The sequence below is a fragment of the Xenorhabdus sp. XBWT genome (assembly GCF_059072735.1).
The window spans coordinates 165,954-182,230 of record NZ_CM180990.1; the positions used below are offsets into that span (position 1 = coordinate 165,954).

The following is a 16,277-nucleotide window of genomic DNA, read 5'->3' on the forward strand; positions in this document are numbered from 1 at the left end:
GATTATAAGAATTATTATCCTCAATAAAGGGAAATTCACAAGAAAAAATTATGGCGGTGATTATTAATTACGATTATTAATGATAATAATAGGCAATATCAATACGAGTTATTTATCACTGAATTGACATGAAACAAATTGATATTAATCAAATTAATGGTGATTTTTTGAAAATAAATGACGATGTTCAGTGTCTAATAAATTTCGGAAAATTCATTTTATGGATAAGTCATTAGAATTGATAACAGGGTATGGGGGAGGATCTATTGCTGCAACAAGCCCCGAATAATAAACGGAGCTTGTTGATTTTTATTTTTTCATTAATTTATTGAATGGTTTTTTATTTTCACTGGCGATTTATCTGTCATTGAATTTTGGCAGATGAAAGCAACTCGCTCAGTGGAACCTGAACACGATCATCATCTTGATTCTGGCTCCAGGCATCCGAATCGTATACCCACCAGGCCTGAATTTCCAACTCATAGAAACGGCGGGGTGCATTGCCTTGATAATCGCTGATAGGACGGGCTTTTTTCTTCCTGATATTTTCATCGGGATAGGTTTTCAGGAAGAAGTAATCATAGGTTTCCTGTAACTGCCCGTCAGAAATTTGGCGGGCATAGCCAATGAACTGAGAACCAGCCAGATCCAACGATGAATCAGGCAGAACCTGACTACTGTATATTGTCCCGCTTACACGGGGACTGTTATACAGTTCCCGTGAATGTCGAGTCTCTTGTTTTGAATACCAGATCAGCGTCAATGGATTATATTTGGGAATATAAAATATCGTTGATGACCAGACTGAGTCTGCATCCGGATCATGAGTGGAAAGATTAAAGAAACGGATATTGCTGAGTAAGTCAAAACTGTTTTGGATGTATTTTTTCATGTTTTCCTCTACAGTGTTAAGTTGTTCTTTATATCCTTTATTTTTCAAATGACTATTGAATTACCTGCAATTTGAAATTTATTGGATGTAGAACATATTGGTTTTTCAGTTGATAATGTTTTATTACATTCAATAAGTTATGGTTTCATGGAATTTATTGCGGAATGAATTATACGAAGTATTAGTGAGAATAGGCACCTACTATAACCCATTTAAATTTGTAATGTTATAAATAAATAGGTTCATCATTATGAATATTATGGTTTTTATTGAAGATAATTCTGACGAAATTTAAGTTTTCTTTATGTCATAATTAGTTAATCACTCCAATCACCGTTTTTATAAATATACGATTATCTATGTGACCGGGGTGAGTGAGCGCAGCCAACAAAGCTGCAACTTGAAAGACGACAGGTATAAGCGCTGTTTCTTGAGATCTATCGGGCACAGACCCTATTTTATTTCATCCTGAACTGGCTTTGTGAGCCAGTTCAGGATGTCATTAATTGAGATTAACGCTTTTTGCCAAAGGCGGCAGCCAGTGCATCACTCATGACGCTGTTGGTTATAGAAGCAGAACCTGAAGAACGGGAGGTCTGCTGGCGGTTTCTGCCATTCCCGTTGCGACCGTTGCGCTGTTCCTGGTGATTACCACCTTGAGAGCTACCACGGCGTGCCGATGTTTCGCCGGGCTGTTCATCAAGACGCATGGTTAATGCAATGCGTTTGCGGTTCAGGTCAACATCCATCACTTTCACTTTCACGATATCGCCTGTTTTGACCACAGTATGTGGATCTTCAATGAAGCGATCAGACAGGGAAGAAATGTGCACCAAGCCGTCCTGATGGACACCGATATCTACGAATGCACCGAAGTTGGTCACGTTGGTAACGGTGCCTTCCAGAATCATGCCGGTATGCAGATCATTCATTGTCTCAACGCCATCGGTAAATGTGGCAGTCTTGAATTCAGGACGTGGATCGCGCCCCGGTTTTTCCAGCTCTTTCAGAATGTCGGTGACGGTTGGGATACCAAATTTTTCTGTTGTGAAATCCTGTGCGTTCAAATTACGCAGGGTCGCAGGGTTACCTACCAGTTCAGGCAGAGTCTGCTCCATTATTGCCAGAATTTTCTCAACCACCGGATAGGCTTCAGGGTGAACGGTTGAAGCATCCAGGGGATTATCACCCTGACTGATACGCAGGAAACCTGCACATTGCAGGAAGGCTTTCGGACCCAGACGACTAACTTTCAGTAATTGTTCACGGTTATCGAAGCGACCGTTTTCATCACGCCAGTTAACGATATTTTGGGCAACTGAACGGGTCAGGCCGGCAACACGAGTCAGCAGGGCGACGGATGCTGTATTCAGGTCAACGCCGACGCCGTTTACACAGTCCTCAACCACGGTATCCAATTTTTTGGCAAGCTGGGTCTGGCTGACATCATGCTGGTATTGACCAACACCAATTGATTTTGGTTCGATCTTCACCAGTTCTGCCAGTGGGTCTTGCAGGCGACGGGCAATAGAAACTGCACCACGCAGGGAGACATCCAAATCAGGGAATTCTAGTGCCGCCAATTCGGAAGCGGAATAAACGGATGCCCCTGCTTCGCTGACGACTACTTTCTGAGCTGTGACGTCAGGATATTGTTTCTGGATGTTGGCAAAGAAGCGCTCTGTTTCACGGGATGCGGTGCCATTGCCAATAGCGACCAGTTCCACTTGGTGTTTGGTACACAGGGCTGCAACACTGGCAGCAGCTTTATTTTCTTGCCCGGTATGTGGGTAGATGGTATCGGTAGCGATAAGTTTACCTGTTGCGTCAACAACAGCGACTTTTACCCCTGTACGCAAACCCGGGTCCAGTCCCATTGTTGCGCGCATACCCGCAGGTGCGGCCATCATCAGGTCATGCAGATTACGGGCAAATACGTTGATGGCCTCATCTTCGGCTTTCTCGCGCAGTGTGCCCATCAGCTCGGTTTCCAGATGCAGCAGCACTTTGATGCGCCATGTCCAACTCACCACTGTTTTCCGCCAACTGTCAGCAGGAGCGTTATTCAGGCGCAGGTTGAGGTGATCAGTAATAATTTGCTCGCAATAGCTCTCTTTTGGCGCTTCCTCAAATTGAGGATCGGCATTCAGAGACAGTTGCAAAACCCCTTCGTTGCGTCCACGGAACATGGCAAGAGCACGGTGGGATGGAACAGCGGAAATGGCTTCATGATGATCGAAGTAATCGCTGAACTTAGCGCCTTTTTCCTCTTTGCCTTCAACAAGTTTGGACACCAAGTGGGCATTTTTCCACAGGTATTCGCGTACTTTCGCCAGCAGGGCAGCATCTTCGGCGAAGCGCTCCATCAGGATATAACGTGCGCCATCCAGTGCTGCTTTGGTATTGGCAACGCCTTTGTCGGCATCGACATGGGCAGCGGCTGCCAGCTCCGGATCTTGTTGCGGATCTTGCCAAAGCAGATCGGCCAGAGGCTCCAATCCGGCTTCAATGGCAGTCTGCCCACGAGTACGGCGCTTAGGCTTATAAGGCAGATATAAGTCTTCCAGTTCAGTTTTGCTTAGGGTGGCATTAATGGCCTCCGCAAGCTCAACTGTTAATTGTCCCTGCTCCTCAATGGATTTCAGAATAGTCTGGCGGCGGTTGGATAGTTCGCGCAGATATCCGAGGCGGATTTCGAGCTGGCGAAGCTGTGTATCATCTAGACCACCGGTAGCTTCTTTACGGTAACGGGCAATAAAAGGAACGGTATTTCCTTCATCAAGAAGAGTAATGGCGGCTTGGACTTGCTGTGGCTGAGCCTGTAGCTCACCGGCAATGATTCGACTTAAAGATTCATTCATGGTCTGTTTTCTTCAACTTTCTTAGCGCCTGTAGATATCCGAAGACATCATCAGACAGTGCCAGATAGGTTCAAATATCATCTGAAATAATATCGGCGTGGTTCAAACTGGCTCCATTTATACGTGCTGAGAGCGATAATTTCCAGTTTAGCGCGATTTTTCGATTCTGTTGCGACAGAATTCATCGAATATCTTACGGGTTGAGATATAGTACACCGCCATTAATCATCTTTTCTCAAGTGAGTTTTTTCATGGCCAAGAGTAACTACATTACACGAGAAGGTTGGCATGCGCTTGATCAGGAACTGAAATATCTTTGGAAAATTGAACGTCCTCAAGTCACTCAGGCTGTTTCGGATGCCGCCGCATTGGGTGATCGTTCGGAAAATGCAGAATATATTTATGGGAAAAAAAGATTAAGGGAAATTGACCGTCGTGTGCGATTTTTGTCCAAACGATTGGATATATTGCACATTGTCGATCCTGACCCACGGCAAGAAGGAAAAGTCTTTTTTGGGGCTTGGGTTAAAGTTGAAAACGAAGATGGTGAACAGCATATATTTCGTCTGGTAGGCTCGGATGAATTCGATCCTGCCAAGAAGTGGATCTCCATTGATTCTCCCGTGGCAAGGGGATTACTCGGCAAACAGGTTGACGATGAAGTCACAGTAATGACTCCCAATGGCATGGCAACATACTGGATACTACAAATTGACTACCAGCTTCTGGCATAAATCGGGATGATTGAGTCATAAACAGGAGAGCAAGGATAGAAAACCAAAACATAAGCAATTATTGCCAATCCCGCTAATGGCTTTAAAATACCTTCGATTATCTCTATTGAATACGGGTGAATATGGGTTTTCTGTAAGAACCATGGATATTGCAGGCATGGAGCATCTTGGGAGCTGAAACATGCAAGAGAGTTATAAGATCCTTGTTGTTGATGATGATATGCGCTTGAGGGCGTTGCTGGAGCGTTATTTATCTGAGCAGGGATTTCAAGTCCGTAGTGCAGCGAATGCAGAGCAGATGAATCGTTTATTGACCAGAGAGTCTATTCAATTGATTGTTCTGGATTTAATGCTACCGGGTGAGGATGGCTTGTCTATCTGCCGAAGATTGAGAAGTCAAAATAACGCTATCCCGATCATCATGATATCCGCGAAAGGGGAAGAGGTTGATCGGATTGTTGGCCTTGAGATTGGGGCTGATGATTATCTGCCCAAGCCATTCAACCCGCGTGAATTGTTGGCACGTATGCGTGCTGTCCTGCGTCGTCAGACTAATGAGTTGCCGGGCGCGCCGACAGCGGATGGTGCGGTGGTCAAGTTTGGAAAATTTAAACTGGATCTCGGAACACGTGAAATGTTTCATCAAGATGAACAATTGTCTTTAACCAGCGGTGAGTTTTCCGTACTGAAGGTTTTGGTTTCCCATCCACGTGAGCCGCTGTCACGGGATAAATTGATGAATCTGGCCCGTGGGCGGGAGTATGGTGCGATGGAGCGTTCCATTGATGTACAGGTTTCCCGTCTGCGTCGTCTGATTGAAGAAGATCCTGCCCATCCCCGCTATATTCAGACAGTTTGGGGATTAGGGTATGTTTTTGTTCCTGATGGAAACAAAGTATGAGAAGGCTATGGCTTTCATTGCGTACTTTGTTTCATCGCACTTGGTATCTGGTGCTGGCGATGTTACTGGGCAGTTTGCTGATGAGTTTTCTCATCGTCCAGTTGCTGGTGAGGGTAGAAAAACTTTCATTCTGCACCGTATTCCCTTATATCTTTATCAGTGTTTTTATGACGGTGTCTTTGTTGTCCGCAGCATTCTGGCGATATATCCATATCCAGAAACAGTCACTGAAAGCCATGCAAAAAGCGGCCATAGATATGGGCGAGGGAAGAAAGGTCACATCATTGCCTGAAACGGGATCATCCGCAATACGCTCGTTGGTTAGCACTTTTAACCAGATGTCGGACAGGTTGAAATTACAGGAAAGCGATCGGGCATTTCTGATGGCCGGAGTGAGTCATGATTTACGCACTCCACTTACCCGTATTCGGTTGGCAGTGGAGATGATGGAAGGAACGGAAGAGTTTCTCACAGAGTCCATCCATCGGGACATCGAAGAGTGTAATACCATCATTGATCAGTTTATCGATTATCAGCGGGCAGGGCAGAATATGCCGATGACATGCTGTGAATTGAATGAGCTGATTGAAGCCGTTATTGAACCGGAAACGGTCATTGGGGCAGATCCACACTGTAAAGTGAATATTGAAAATTGCCTGTCTGAGCGTCCGATTCTCATTTTAGCCAACCCACTTTCCATTAAGCGCGTCATCGCCAATATGTTCACTAATGCCCAGCGTTATGGCAACGGATGGATTCGAATCAGCAGTGGAACGACGGAAGAATGTGGTTGGTTTCAGGTCGAAGACAACGGTAGCGGCATGGCAAAAGAAGACATGGTTATTTTGTTCCAGCCTTTTATGCAGGGACAAAGGAGCCGCAATAACCGTGGCGTGGGTTTGGGACTATCGATCATCCGTCGCATCATTGATAGTCACGAGGGATATATAGACGTGGGAGAAAGTGACAAAGGGGGATTATCCATTCGCGCCTATCTCCCATTGAATGCAAAATAAATTTCCCCAGAAACGCGCTGTCATAAAAATGTCATAATTCATACATTTTACTGTCATTGAATTCACCTATTTTTCCTCCTGTTTCATTTTTAAACTGAAAAACCAGATTGTTGACGATCTTTAACATCCGTTTTTAATTAATGATGTGTATCCCAGCAGGAGGGAGTATGAAATCAATGCGTACCACCGTGGCAAGCATCATGGCAACTGTATTTGCTGTGACATCTCTGTCTTCATTTGCTGCTACCAGCTTGACGGGGGCAGGTGCGACATTTCCCGCACCGATATATACCAAGTGGGCGGATTCTTATCAAAAAGAAACAGGTAGCAAAATCAATTACCAAGGCATTGGTTCTTCTGGCGGCGTAAAGCAGATTATTGCGAATACTGTTGATTTTGGTGCATCCGATGCCCCGCTTTCTGATGAAAAATTGGCGGCTGATGGCTTGTTTCAGTTTCCAACAGTAATCGGTGGTATTGTGCTGGCGGTGAATATTTCAGGCATTAAATCTGGTCAATTGGTTCTGGATGGTACAACTCTCGGCGATATTTATCTGGGCAATATCAAGAAATGGAATGATCCTGCTATTGCAAAACTGAATCCAGATCTCAAACTGCCGGATCAGAACATCGCGGTAGTGCGTCGTGCGGATGGTTCAGGGACCACCTACGTTTTTACCCGCTATTTGTCCAAAGTTAACAGTGGCTGGAAAGAAAAAGTCGGGGCAGGGACTACCGTCAAATGGCCGGCCGGCCTGGGCGGCAAAGGCAATGATGGCATCGCTGCCTTTGTGCAACGTCTGCCGGGTTCTATCGGTTACGTTGAATACGCTTATGCGAAACAAAATAACCTTGCTTACACCAAATTAGTCGCAGCATATGGCGCAGCAGTAGCACCTACGGCAGAGAGTTTCAGTGCCGCAGCCAAAGGCGCAGACTGGAGCCGCAGTTTTGCGCAGGATCTGACAAATCAGCAAGGCGCTGACGCGTGGCCAATTACTTCCACCACATTCATTCTCATTCACAAGCAACAGGCAAATGCCTCAAAGGGTGCGGAAGCCCTCAAATTCTTCGATTGGGTGTATGACAAAGGCAAAGATCAGGCGAAAGATCTGGATTATGTCGCTCTGCCAAAAGAAGTGATCACTCAGGTACGGGCAGCATGGAAGATCAATATCAAAGATAGCAGTGGCAACCCGCTGTATTGATATACTTTTTTCATCTTACCACCGTTGAGAATAGGCAATTGCTAAATGTTCCCCCCTTAGAGGGGGAAAATAACCCAAAATGAGAATCAAGCGTATGGCCGAACGTAAAACGGCACTGAAAGCACCAAGTAAAAATGGCGATATTATTTTCAGCGCTCTGGTTAGACTGGCAGCGCTGCTGACTTTATTCCTTCTGGGGGGCATTATCATTTCATTGATTATTGCTTCTTGGCCAAGTATACAGACATTCGGCGTTGCCTTTTTGTGGAGCAAAGACTGGGATGCGCCAGCAGGCGTGTTTGGTGCACTGGTTCCGATTTATGGCACATTGATGACCTCATTGATTGCCTTGATTATTGCGGTTCCGGTGAGCTTTGGCATCGCATTGTTTTTGACGGAGCTGGCACCGAATTGGCTGAAGCGTCCGCTGGGCATAGCCATTGAACTGTTGGCGGCTATCCCGAGTATCGTTTATGGCATGTGGGGGTTGTTTGTCTTTGCCCCGCTGTTTGCCACTTATTTCCAGCAACCCGTGGGTGATGTGCTATCGAGTATCCCTATTGTGGGCGAACTGTTTTCCGGTCCCGCCTTTGGTATCGGCATTCTGGCGGCGGGTATCATTCTTGCCATCATGATTATTCCCTATATCGCTTCTGTCATGCGTGATGTGTTTGAGCAAACGCCGGTCATGATGAAAGAATCCGCTTATGGAATAGGTTGTACAACATGGGAAGTGATTTGGCATATCGTTCTGCCTTACACCAAAAATGGTGTGATTGGCGGCGTGATGCTGGGGCTTGGCCGTGCCTTGGGAGAAACAATGGCCGTGACCTTTATCATCGGTAATACCTACCAGCTTGACAGTTTATCTCTGTACATGCCCGGAAACAGCATTACTTCTGCGTTGGCGAACGAATTTGCCGAGGCTGAATCCGGCCTGCATACCGCGGCATTGATGGAGCTGGGGCTGATCCTGTTTGTGATCACTTTTATTGTGTTGGCATTGTCAAAATTGATGATTATGCGTCTGGCAAAAAATGAGGGACGCTGAGATGACAACCATCAATAACCAACAGCCGCATATCGTTGGCACACTCAATGAAGTTGATATGAACAGCCGTCGTCGTATGCAGTCATGGCGCCGCCAGAAAAACCGCATTGCGTTGATGTTATCCATGGCAACCATGGCATTTGGTCTGTTCTGGCTGAGCTGGATCTTAATTTCCACCGTCACCAAAGGCATTGATGGCATGTCGCTGGCGTTGTTCACCGAAATGACACCGCCTCCCAATACCGCGGGTGGCGGGCTGGCAAACGCCATCGTCGGCAGTGGGCTGCTGATCTTCTGGGCGACCGTGTTCGGCACACCATTGGGCATTATGGCGGGGATCTATCTGGCAGAATATGGTCGTCGTTCGTGGCTGGCAGAAATTATCCGCTTTATTAATGATATCCTGCTTTCTGCGCCATCAATTGTGGTCGGGTTGTTTGTCTACACGGTTGTCGTGATGAAAGTTCAACATTTCTCCGGTTGGGCGGGTGTTATCGCACTGGCGTTGTTGCAGGTTCCGATCGTTATCCGCACGACAGAAAATATGCTGAAACTGGTACCCGATAACCTGCGTGAAGCGGCTTATGCGCTGGGGACACCAAAATGGAAAATGATCTCTGCCATTACATTAAAAGCGTCGATATCCGGCATTATTACCGGTGTATTGCTGGCAATTGCCCGTATTGCCGGTGAAACGGCACCATTGCTGTTCACGTCGCTTTCCAACCAATTCTGGAGCACGGATCTCAGCCAGCCGATTGCGAACCTGCCTGTCACTATCTTCAAGTTTGCCATGAGTCCCTTCTCTGAGTGGCAGCAACTGGCATGGGCGGGCGTATTGCTGATTACTCTGTGTGTACTGCTGATTAATATTGTGGCGCGTGTGCTGTTTGCGAAGAAGAAGCACTAACGTTTCTATAGGTAAAGTTATAGGTAAAGAGAACTCTGATGAATAAGGCTAATGACATTCCGGTAAGCGAAATCGCAGGGAGCAAAATTCAGGTACGTGATCTGAACTTCTATTACGGCAAATTTCACGCGCTGAAAAACATCACGCTGGATATCGCGCAGAACAAAGTAACGGCATTTATCGGGCCGTCAGGATGTGGCAAATCCACATTGTTACGCACGTTCAACAAAATGTACGAACTGTACGGTGAACAGAGAGCAGAAGGTGAAATCATTCTGGATGGCACCGATATTCTGATGGATAAGCAGGATATTGCCTTGTTGCGCGCTAAGGTCGGGATGGTATTCCAGAAACCGACGCCATTTCCGATGTCCATTTATGACAATATTGCTTTCGGCGTGCGCTTATTTGAAAAGTTGCCAAGGGCTGAGATGGATGAACGTGTCCAGTGGGCACTGACAAAGGCAGCATTGTGGAATGAGACCAAAGATAAACTGCACCAGAGTGGATATAGTCTTTCCGGTGGTCAGCAACAGCGCCTGTGCATAGCCCGCGGGATCGCGATCCGCCCTGAAGTCTTGTTGCTGGATGAGCCTTGTTCGGCACTTGACCCAATTTCTACTGGTCGCATAGAAGAGTTGATCAGTGAACTGAAATCGGAATATACCGTTGTGATTGTTACCCACAATATGCAACAGGCGGCCCGCTGTTCTGATTACACGGCATTTATGTACCTCGGTGAACTGATTGAATTCAGTAACACCGACAGGTTGTTCACCACACCGAAGATGAAACAGACCGAAGATTACATTACGGGTCGTTACGGTTGATACGGGGTATAGCACACTATGGATAATCTGAATCTCAGCAAACACATTTCCGGCCAGTTTAACGCTGAACTGGAGCATATACGCACGGAATTGATGACAATGGGCGGGCTGGTGGAAGAACAGCTCAGAAAAGCCATTCTGGCAATGCACAATCAGGACGAAACGCTGGCACAGCAAGTGATTGAAGATGACCAGAAAGTCAACATGATGGAAGTGTCTATTGACGAAGCCTGCGTCCGCATCATTGCAAAGCGGCAACCGACCGCCAGCGACCTGCGTCTAATCATGGTGATCTCAAAGACCATTGCTGAACTGGAACGCATTGGCGATGTAGCCAATAAAATCTGCCAGACCGCCCTTGAAAAGTTTTCACATCAGCAGCAATCCCTGCTGGTCAGCCTTGAATCGTTGGGCAACCATACTATCCAAATGTTACATGATGTTTTGGATGCGTTTGCCCGCATGGATCTGGAAGAAGCGGTTCGTATTTATCATGAAGATAAAAAAGTTGATCAGGAATACGAAGGCATTGTCCGGCAGCTAATGACTTACATGATGGAAGATCCCAGAACCATTCCGAATGTAATGACCGCACTTTTCTGCGCCCGATCCATTGAGCGCATTGGTGATCGTTGCCAGAATATTTGTGAATTTATCTTCTATTACGTTAAAGGACAGGATTTCCGTCACGTAGGGGGAGATAAACTGGAAAAACTATTAACCCAAAAAGAGTAACTTTAACCATTTGAAACGCTGAAATTTTTCTCCGGCGTTTCTTTTTTATATTCCATAAAGGAATAAATATATCATTTTATATTATTTCAGGTGCTATATCGAAATTGATAGCTTTTGTTGGTCATATAAAAATTAATAACCAACAGGGGTGTTCAATGAAAATTCGCAATAAATCTCGCGTAGCGATTACTGTACTGTTGACCAGTTTGGCACTGGTTTCTGGTGTAGCAAAGGCAGATAAACTTGATGACATTAAAAAAGCCGGCAAGGTACGCATTGCGGTATTTGACAGTAATCCACCCTTTGGTTTTATCGACCCTCAAACGAAAAAGCTGGCAGGTTATGATGTGGATATCGCTAACGCGATTGCCAGTGATTTGGGAGTGAAGCTGGAATTGCGCCCGACCAATCCGGCAAACCGTATTCCTCTGCTCTCGTCCAAGAAAATTGATCTGATTGCTGCTAATTTCACGATTACTGACGAACGCGCAAAACAAGTTGATTTCTCCATTCCTTACTTTGCCACAGGCCAGAAATTTATTGCCCGCAAAGGCGTTCTGACCAACCCTGACGATATCGCCAAATTGCGTATCGGGGCAGATAAGGGAACAGTACAGGAAATCACGCTACGTGAGCGTTACCCAACGGCAAAAGTTATCTCTTATGACGATACACCACTGGCATTCGCCGCCCTGAGAAACGGCAATGTTCAGGCGATCACGCAGGATGATGCAAAGCTGGTTGGCTTGCTGGCGAATGTTCCGGAAGCCCAGAAAGCCGACTTTGAAATTTCACCTTTCAGCATTACCCGCGAATATCAGTCAGTAGCGGCCAGCAAAGGAGAAGGGCGCCTGATTGGTGTGGTTAACCAGACGTTATTGAAACTGGAGAAAGAGGGCGAAGCGGAGAAAATTTACAACCGCTGGTTTGGCCCGGAAACTAAATCATCCCAGCCGCGTGGCGACTTTAAATTCGCTCCATTAGAGAGTCAGGCAAAACCGTAATCCTTTATACCTTTTGTCTTGCAAGCTGCAACCCGAAATCCATTGGGTATATAAAATCCTTTGGGTATATAGAAATAGTGCCTGAAACCAGCCCCGTCACTGCGGGGCTTTGCTGTTTGTTTATGCGGTGAATGATATGTTTGAACAGTTTATGACTGAGCACTTACTGGCTCCTGAATATCTGCGATGGCTCTGGCAGGGTTTTTTGGTCACCCTGTGGTTTTCTGCCTGTGCCATTGTTTCCTCCTCCTTACTGGGTTTCTTGATTGCTGCCGCGCGGGATAGCCAGATTAAGCCATTGCGCTGGCTGGTCACGGCTTACACAACGGTATTTCGCAATACTCCCTTGTTGGTACAGCTATTTTTCTGGTACTTCGCATCCGGTCAGATTTTGCCGCAAGAGGCGATGTTATGGCTGAATACGCCTCATAAAGCAACAATGTGCGGCCTGACACTGGTATGGCCATCCTTCGAGTTTTTGGCGGGCTTTATCGGTTTAACGTTCTATTCTGCACCTTTTGTGGCGGAAGAGTTACGAGCGGGCATTCAGGGAATCGGACGGGGGCAGAAATACGCAGCCCATGCGCTAGGCTTAAGGGGCTGGCAGGCCATGCGCCATGTTGTGCTGCCACAGGCACTGAAAATAGCCATGCCGCCATTGTTGGGGCAGTACATGAATATTGTCAAAAACTCTTCATTAACGATGGCAATTGGTGTTGCTGAACTCTCCTATGCTTCCCGTCAGGTAGAAACCCAATCCTTGCAGACCTTTGAGGCCTTTGGTGTTGCGACCGTGCTTTATATCGCCATTATCGCCGTGATGGAAGGCTGGGGACAGTGGCACCAGCAGAGAACATTAGCGAGGGGATACTGATATGGATTTTACTGTTATTGCAGAAAACTGGCGCTATTTGCTGTTGGGAACCTTTCCTGACGGGCCATTGGAAGGTGCGGCTTTAACGCTGTCAATCAGTATCATGGCCGGAGGGATCTCTGTTGTACTGGGAATTGTGGCTGGTGTTGCACTGGCGATGCTGCGCGGATTTTGGGTCAACCTGCTGGCGGCCGGGCTGGGTTTCTTCCGGGCTATTCCGGTCATCATGCTGATTTTCTGGACATATTTCCTATTGCCTGTGGTATTGGGCATGGAGATCCCTGAAATCACGACTGTCGTTTGCGCACTGGCACTGATTACCTCGGCTTATCTGGCTCATGGCGTTAAAGCGGGAATTTTGGCGATTGGCGAAGGCCAATGGCGAGCGGGATTATCACTGGGATTCAATCGGTGGGAAGTATTGTGGTATATCGTTTTACCGCAGGCATTGCGCATGATGATGCCTTCATTCATCAACCAATGGATTGCGTTAATTAAAGATACTTCGCTGGCCTATATTGTTGGCGTGGCGGAATTATCATTTTTGGCGACTCAAGTGAATAACCGCAGCATGGTTTATCCGATGGAAGTCTTTTTGTTCGTTGCGTTGGTTTATTTTGTCATGTGCTTATCACTGGAGTTAATTGCCAATTACATTGCACGTCACTTCTCCGTGAAACGTGAAAAAACAGCACTTTTCGGATTTTGGCGTAAAAAAACAATCAAGGTGGTTCCACAGAATTAATATCTTAAGTTGAAAGATATTTTTGCTGTTGTATTCATTCCCTGCCCTGTAGCAGGGATTTTTTTTAGATTAATCTAAAAAACTCTAATTTTATTCCTTTTGCTAGACTGATATTTTTCTTATTGAAGAGAAATATTTTTATTTATGTTGCTGGTCTGGTTTTTAAGATTTGGTTTATATTTTGTGGTTGAATTTCATACTATAATGATAAGGTAACTACAAGATAATAATATTCAAGGATTAATATAATATGGCAAATTCGATTTATGTAACGGTTAAAGGAAAACTCCAGGGATTGATTTCTCAAGGATGCTCGACACTGGATTCTATTGGTAATAAATTTCAGTCAGGCCATGAAGATCAACTTTTTGTATTACAATTCAATCATGGCATTTCTCGTTCACAGAATGTGGCCCATCAACCGGTTAAATTTATAAAGCCCCTGGATAAATCATCTCCGTTATTAATGATGGCAATTTCAAATAATGAGGAGCTTGACCTGATGTTTGACTTTTATCGAACATCACAAGCAGGTGGTCAGGAACGTTATTATTCGGTTAATTTGCGTAATGCAAAGTTAATAAGTTTGAATGTTCAGTACCCGCACTCGATTAATCATAATGATCAGCAACCAGAAGAAGTTGTTTCAGTAAAATATAAAGATATTGTTTGTCAGCATCATGCAGCAGGCACATCTGGATATTGTGCTTGGGAAGAAACGGTTTATTAATTAACAATCACGAGTGGTGATTAAAATGCGATTTGAAAGTCTTACGTCACAATTAAGGAATGAATTTGATGAAAGTAAGCTGCCGAGTTTACAGTATTCAAATCTTCTGGGGACTCGTGGTGCTGCTGATATAGATTTTAAGGCGATAGCTGATGCATTGGATTGCCACCGTGATTTTTATGGTGCCGGAATTATCTATTCAGATGGTTTGTATAAGCGCTATTTGGTCAGACCATCGAAAAGACGCGGCAGTCAAGTTTCTTCTGAATTAACGCATATTATTATATTTAATCTCGATTCAGGTGTAGCTCCAGAAGTTGAGCTGAAAAAAACGGTTTCAGAACCCAGTTTGATGTTGGAAATTGGTTCTACGGCACTTTCGTGTGGTGGGGCTGTATTAAGTGTATTGGGTGGACTAGGATCAGGTGCGGCGATACCATTTACTGGAGGTGGTAGTACGGCTGGTGTGATTTTAGCTTATAGCGGATTTACTGCGACGGCTGTTCAATGCATAAATGGAGGATACAGAGTTTATCAGCTTACTGCTAATGGAAATGAAGGAGTAGAACATATTGCGTGGTTAGATTCACAGAATTGGTATGTTACAACGACTACAATTTTGGATATAACCTCTCTTGCATCTGGATCTGCGGCATTAAAGGAAGCTTATCAAACCTATAAGATAATGAAGGCCACTTCTCCTCGTAAGGCATCAGAGTGGTTGAAAAGTATGCCAAGACATGAAAGAAAACGCTTAACTGAAGAAATTATGCGACATAACAATCCAGGAATATCTAACCAAGTAATAAAAAGAGCTATAGAGCAAGGGAAATATATCAAACGTTACCCTACAGAAGAGATACAAAAAACGTTACGAAAGCATCTTAAAGACTCACTTATAGCAGGTAGTGGATTTGTAGGAAGTGGTATGACAGGCTCAATCCGAAATCCAGATAATATATTAAAATCAGGAAATTATATTATTGGTACTATCTATTCTATTGCTTATGAAGAATCAATAATTTATTGAGCTTAACCTTATGGTTAATCGGGTTTGTTGTATAAATATTTTGGGCGTTTAGAAAATTATATGAAAATAAAAGAATTTATTTTTGATGCAGGTTTAAGAGAACTCTTTTATAAAGGGAAAGAGTTAGAAAATATGATAAGAAATAATGATCCAGCATTAGAAAATATTATACTGGATGTTAGAGATTATAAGAAATACTTTTGTTCTTCGGGTCAGTATAAGATAAGGCTTTTGATATCTATTATTGCTATGGTTTATCTGTTTTTCTTCTCTGGTGTGGCAGCAGCCCTGCCTGTATTACTTATAAAAAATCCTAGTCATGAAATAATGGCTACTTTTTTCATGTTAACTTTAGTTATTGCTGCTTGTGTTTCATTTTTACATGTCGGATTTACTTTAAAAGGTTATTATTATGGTTCGGTTATACGTAATTATTTAAATTATATTGTATTTTTTTCTAGTTTGTTTATTATATTCTCTAATAAGACTTCTAACGTTTCCTCTATTTATTTTATCTTTATAGCAGTATGTTGTTTTGTAATAAAAATAACATTGAACAGTCGTTATTATACTGATTTTATATTAGCTAACATGCGCTATAGAATAGCAATTATTATTGATAGAAAAGAGATGAATAAAATACAAGGACTTAATAAAAAACAATTAAGAGAATATTCAAGAGCGTTGAAATTGGCAAAACGTAAAAAAATAAGGGATCAAAAAAGAGAAAATCAATCGGTGGAAAAATAGGGTCAA

16 protein-coding genes are annotated in these 16,277 nt (G+C 44.4%); 14 read left to right on the forward strand and 2 right to left on the reverse strand.

Annotation, left to right across the window (positions count from 1 at the left end):
* Positions 1–364: 364 nt before the first annotated feature.
* Both AC5JQI_RS00720 and AC5JQI_RS00725 read right to left on the reverse strand, forming a co-directional pair.
* On the reverse strand, positions 365–892 hold the full coding sequence (locus AC5JQI_RS00720; RefSeq protein WP_237385776.1) for a pyridoxamine 5'-phosphate oxidase family protein: 528 nt from the start codon (positions 890–892) through the stop codon (positions 365–367).
* A gap of 512 nt (positions 893–1,404) precedes the next feature.
* A complete protein-coding gene (locus tag AC5JQI_RS00725) occupies positions 1,405–3,753 on the reverse strand; it encodes a Tex family protein (RefSeq protein WP_493913378.1) in 2,349 nt (782 codons plus the stop codon).
* A 251-nt stretch (positions 3,754–4,004) separates the two neighbouring features.
* Here AC5JQI_RS00725 and greB point away from each other — a divergent pair, with 251 nt between their 5' ends.
* From greB to AC5JQI_RS00795, 14 genes are all read left to right on the forward strand, one after another.
* Positions 4,005–4,487: a transcription elongation factor GreB gene (gene greB, locus AC5JQI_RS00730; protein WP_493913379.1), complete on the forward strand. Its 483-nt coding sequence runs from the start codon at positions 4,005–4,007 to the stop codon at positions 4,485–4,487.
* A gap of 181 nt (positions 4,488–4,668) precedes the next feature.
* Positions 4,669–5,388: an osmolarity response regulator transcription factor OmpR gene (ompR, locus tag AC5JQI_RS00735; protein ID WP_493913380.1), complete on the forward strand. Its 720-nt coding sequence runs from the start codon at positions 4,669–4,671 to the stop codon at positions 5,386–5,388.
* The gene (locus AC5JQI_RS00740; protein WP_493913381.1) at positions 5,385–6,404 is read left to right on the forward strand and encodes an ATP-binding protein; all 1,020 of its coding nucleotides are present in this window, start codon (positions 5,385–5,387) and stop codon (positions 6,402–6,404) included. Before ompR ends, AC5JQI_RS00740 begins: the two co-directional genes overlap by 4 nt.
* 167 nt (positions 6,405–6,571) lie before the next feature.
* Positions 6,572–7,612: a phosphate ABC transporter substrate-binding protein PstS gene (pstS, locus tag AC5JQI_RS00745; RefSeq protein WP_493913382.1), complete on the forward strand. Its 1,041-nt coding sequence runs from the start codon at positions 6,572–6,574 to the stop codon at positions 7,610–7,612.
* Between the two features lie 94 nt (positions 7,613–7,706).
* A complete protein-coding gene (gene pstC, locus AC5JQI_RS00750; protein ID WP_493914579.1) occupies positions 7,707–8,663 on the forward strand; it encodes a phosphate ABC transporter permease PstC in 957 nt (318 codons plus the stop codon).
* Between the two features lies 1 nt (position 8,664).
* Positions 8,665–9,573 carry a phosphate ABC transporter permease PstA gene (gene pstA, locus AC5JQI_RS00755; protein ID WP_493913383.1) on the forward strand — a complete coding sequence of 303 codons (909 nt, stop codon included), beginning with the start codon at positions 8,665–8,667 and terminating at the stop codon, positions 9,571–9,573.
* A 38-nt stretch (positions 9,574–9,611) separates the two neighbouring features.
* Positions 9,612–10,403 (forward strand): phosphate ABC transporter ATP-binding protein PstB, encoded by a 792-nt coding sequence (gene pstB / locus AC5JQI_RS00760; protein WP_237385783.1) that lies wholly within the window; start codon positions 9,612–9,614, stop codon positions 10,401–10,403.
* Positions 10,404–10,421: 18 nt separating this feature from the next.
* Positions 10,422–11,138: a phosphate signaling complex protein PhoU gene (phoU, locus tag AC5JQI_RS00765; RefSeq protein ID WP_237385784.1), complete on the forward strand. Its 717-nt coding sequence runs from the start codon at positions 10,422–10,424 to the stop codon at positions 11,136–11,138.
* A 155-nt stretch (positions 11,139–11,293) separates the two neighbouring features.
* Positions 11,294–12,142, forward strand: coding sequence for an ABC transporter substrate-binding protein (locus AC5JQI_RS00770; protein ID WP_493913384.1), 849 nt, complete (start codon positions 11,294–11,296; stop codon positions 12,140–12,142).
* A gap of 136 nt (positions 12,143–12,278) precedes the next feature.
* Entirely contained in the window at positions 12,279–13,016 is a 738-nt protein-coding gene (locus AC5JQI_RS00775; RefSeq protein ID WP_493913385.1) for an amino acid ABC transporter permease, read from the forward strand.
* A 1-nt stretch (position 13,017) separates the two neighbouring features.
* The gene (locus tag AC5JQI_RS00780) at positions 13,018–13,761 is read left to right on the forward strand and encodes an amino acid ABC transporter permease (protein ID WP_493913386.1); all 744 of its coding nucleotides are present in this window, start codon (positions 13,018–13,020) and stop codon (positions 13,759–13,761) included.
* A 250-nt stretch (positions 13,762–14,011) separates the two neighbouring features.
* Entirely contained in the window at positions 14,012–14,491 is a 480-nt protein-coding gene (locus AC5JQI_RS00785) for an Hcp family type VI secretion system effector (protein ID WP_493913387.1), read from the forward strand.
* Between the two features lie 25 nt (positions 14,492–14,516).
* Positions 14,517–15,521: an Ssp4 family T6SS effector gene (ssp4, locus tag AC5JQI_RS00790; RefSeq protein WP_493913388.1), complete on the forward strand. Its 1,005-nt coding sequence runs from the start codon at positions 14,517–14,519 to the stop codon at positions 15,519–15,521.
* A 60-nt stretch (positions 15,522–15,581) separates the two neighbouring features.
* The gene (locus AC5JQI_RS00795) at positions 15,582–16,271 is read left to right on the forward strand and encodes a hypothetical protein (protein ID WP_237385790.1); all 690 of its coding nucleotides are present in this window, start codon (positions 15,582–15,584) and stop codon (positions 16,269–16,271) included.
* The last annotated feature ends 6 nt before the right edge of the window (positions 16,272–16,277 follow it).

Excerpts from the sequence above, each read along its gene's own strand:
- AC5JQI_RS00720 (WP_237385776.1), bottom strand. The coding sequence starts at position 892 with ATGAAAAAATACATCCAAAACAGTTTTGACTTACTCAGCAATATCCGT.
- AC5JQI_RS00725 (WP_493913378.1), bottom strand. The coding sequence starts at position 3,753 with ATGAATGAATCTTTAAGTCGAATCATTGCCGGTGAGCTACAGGCTCAG.
- greB (WP_493913379.1), top strand. The coding sequence starts at position 4,005 with ATGGCCAAGAGTAACTACATTACACGAGAAGGTTGGCATGCGCTTGAT.
- ompR (WP_493913380.1), top strand. The coding sequence starts at position 4,669 with ATGCAAGAGAGTTATAAGATCCTTGTTGTTGATGATGATATGCGCTTG.
- AC5JQI_RS00740 (WP_493913381.1), top strand. The coding sequence starts at position 5,385 with ATGAGAAGGCTATGGCTTTCATTGCGTACTTTGTTTCATCGCACTTGG.
- pstS (WP_493913382.1), top strand. The coding sequence starts at position 6,572 with ATGAAATCAATGCGTACCACCGTGGCAAGCATCATGGCAACTGTATTT.
- pstC (WP_493914579.1), top strand. The coding sequence starts at position 7,707 with ATGGCCGAACGTAAAACGGCACTGAAAGCACCAAGTAAAAATGGCGAT.
- pstA (WP_493913383.1), top strand. The coding sequence starts at position 8,665 with ATGACAACCATCAATAACCAACAGCCGCATATCGTTGGCACACTCAAT.
- pstB (WP_237385783.1), top strand. The coding sequence starts at position 9,612 with ATGAATAAGGCTAATGACATTCCGGTAAGCGAAATCGCAGGGAGCAAA.
- phoU (WP_237385784.1), top strand. The coding sequence starts at position 10,422 with ATGGATAATCTGAATCTCAGCAAACACATTTCCGGCCAGTTTAACGCT.
- AC5JQI_RS00770 (WP_493913384.1), top strand. The coding sequence starts at position 11,294 with ATGAAAATTCGCAATAAATCTCGCGTAGCGATTACTGTACTGTTGACC.
- AC5JQI_RS00775 (WP_493913385.1), top strand. The coding sequence starts at position 12,279 with ATGTTTGAACAGTTTATGACTGAGCACTTACTGGCTCCTGAATATCTG.
- AC5JQI_RS00780 (WP_493913386.1), top strand. The coding sequence starts at position 13,018 with ATGGATTTTACTGTTATTGCAGAAAACTGGCGCTATTTGCTGTTGGGA.
- AC5JQI_RS00785 (WP_493913387.1), top strand. The coding sequence starts at position 14,012 with ATGGCAAATTCGATTTATGTAACGGTTAAAGGAAAACTCCAGGGATTG.
- ssp4 (WP_493913388.1), top strand. The coding sequence starts at position 14,517 with ATGCGATTTGAAAGTCTTACGTCACAATTAAGGAATGAATTTGATGAA.
- AC5JQI_RS00795 (WP_237385790.1), top strand. The coding sequence starts at position 15,582 with ATGAAAATAAAAGAATTTATTTTTGATGCAGGTTTAAGAGAACTCTTT.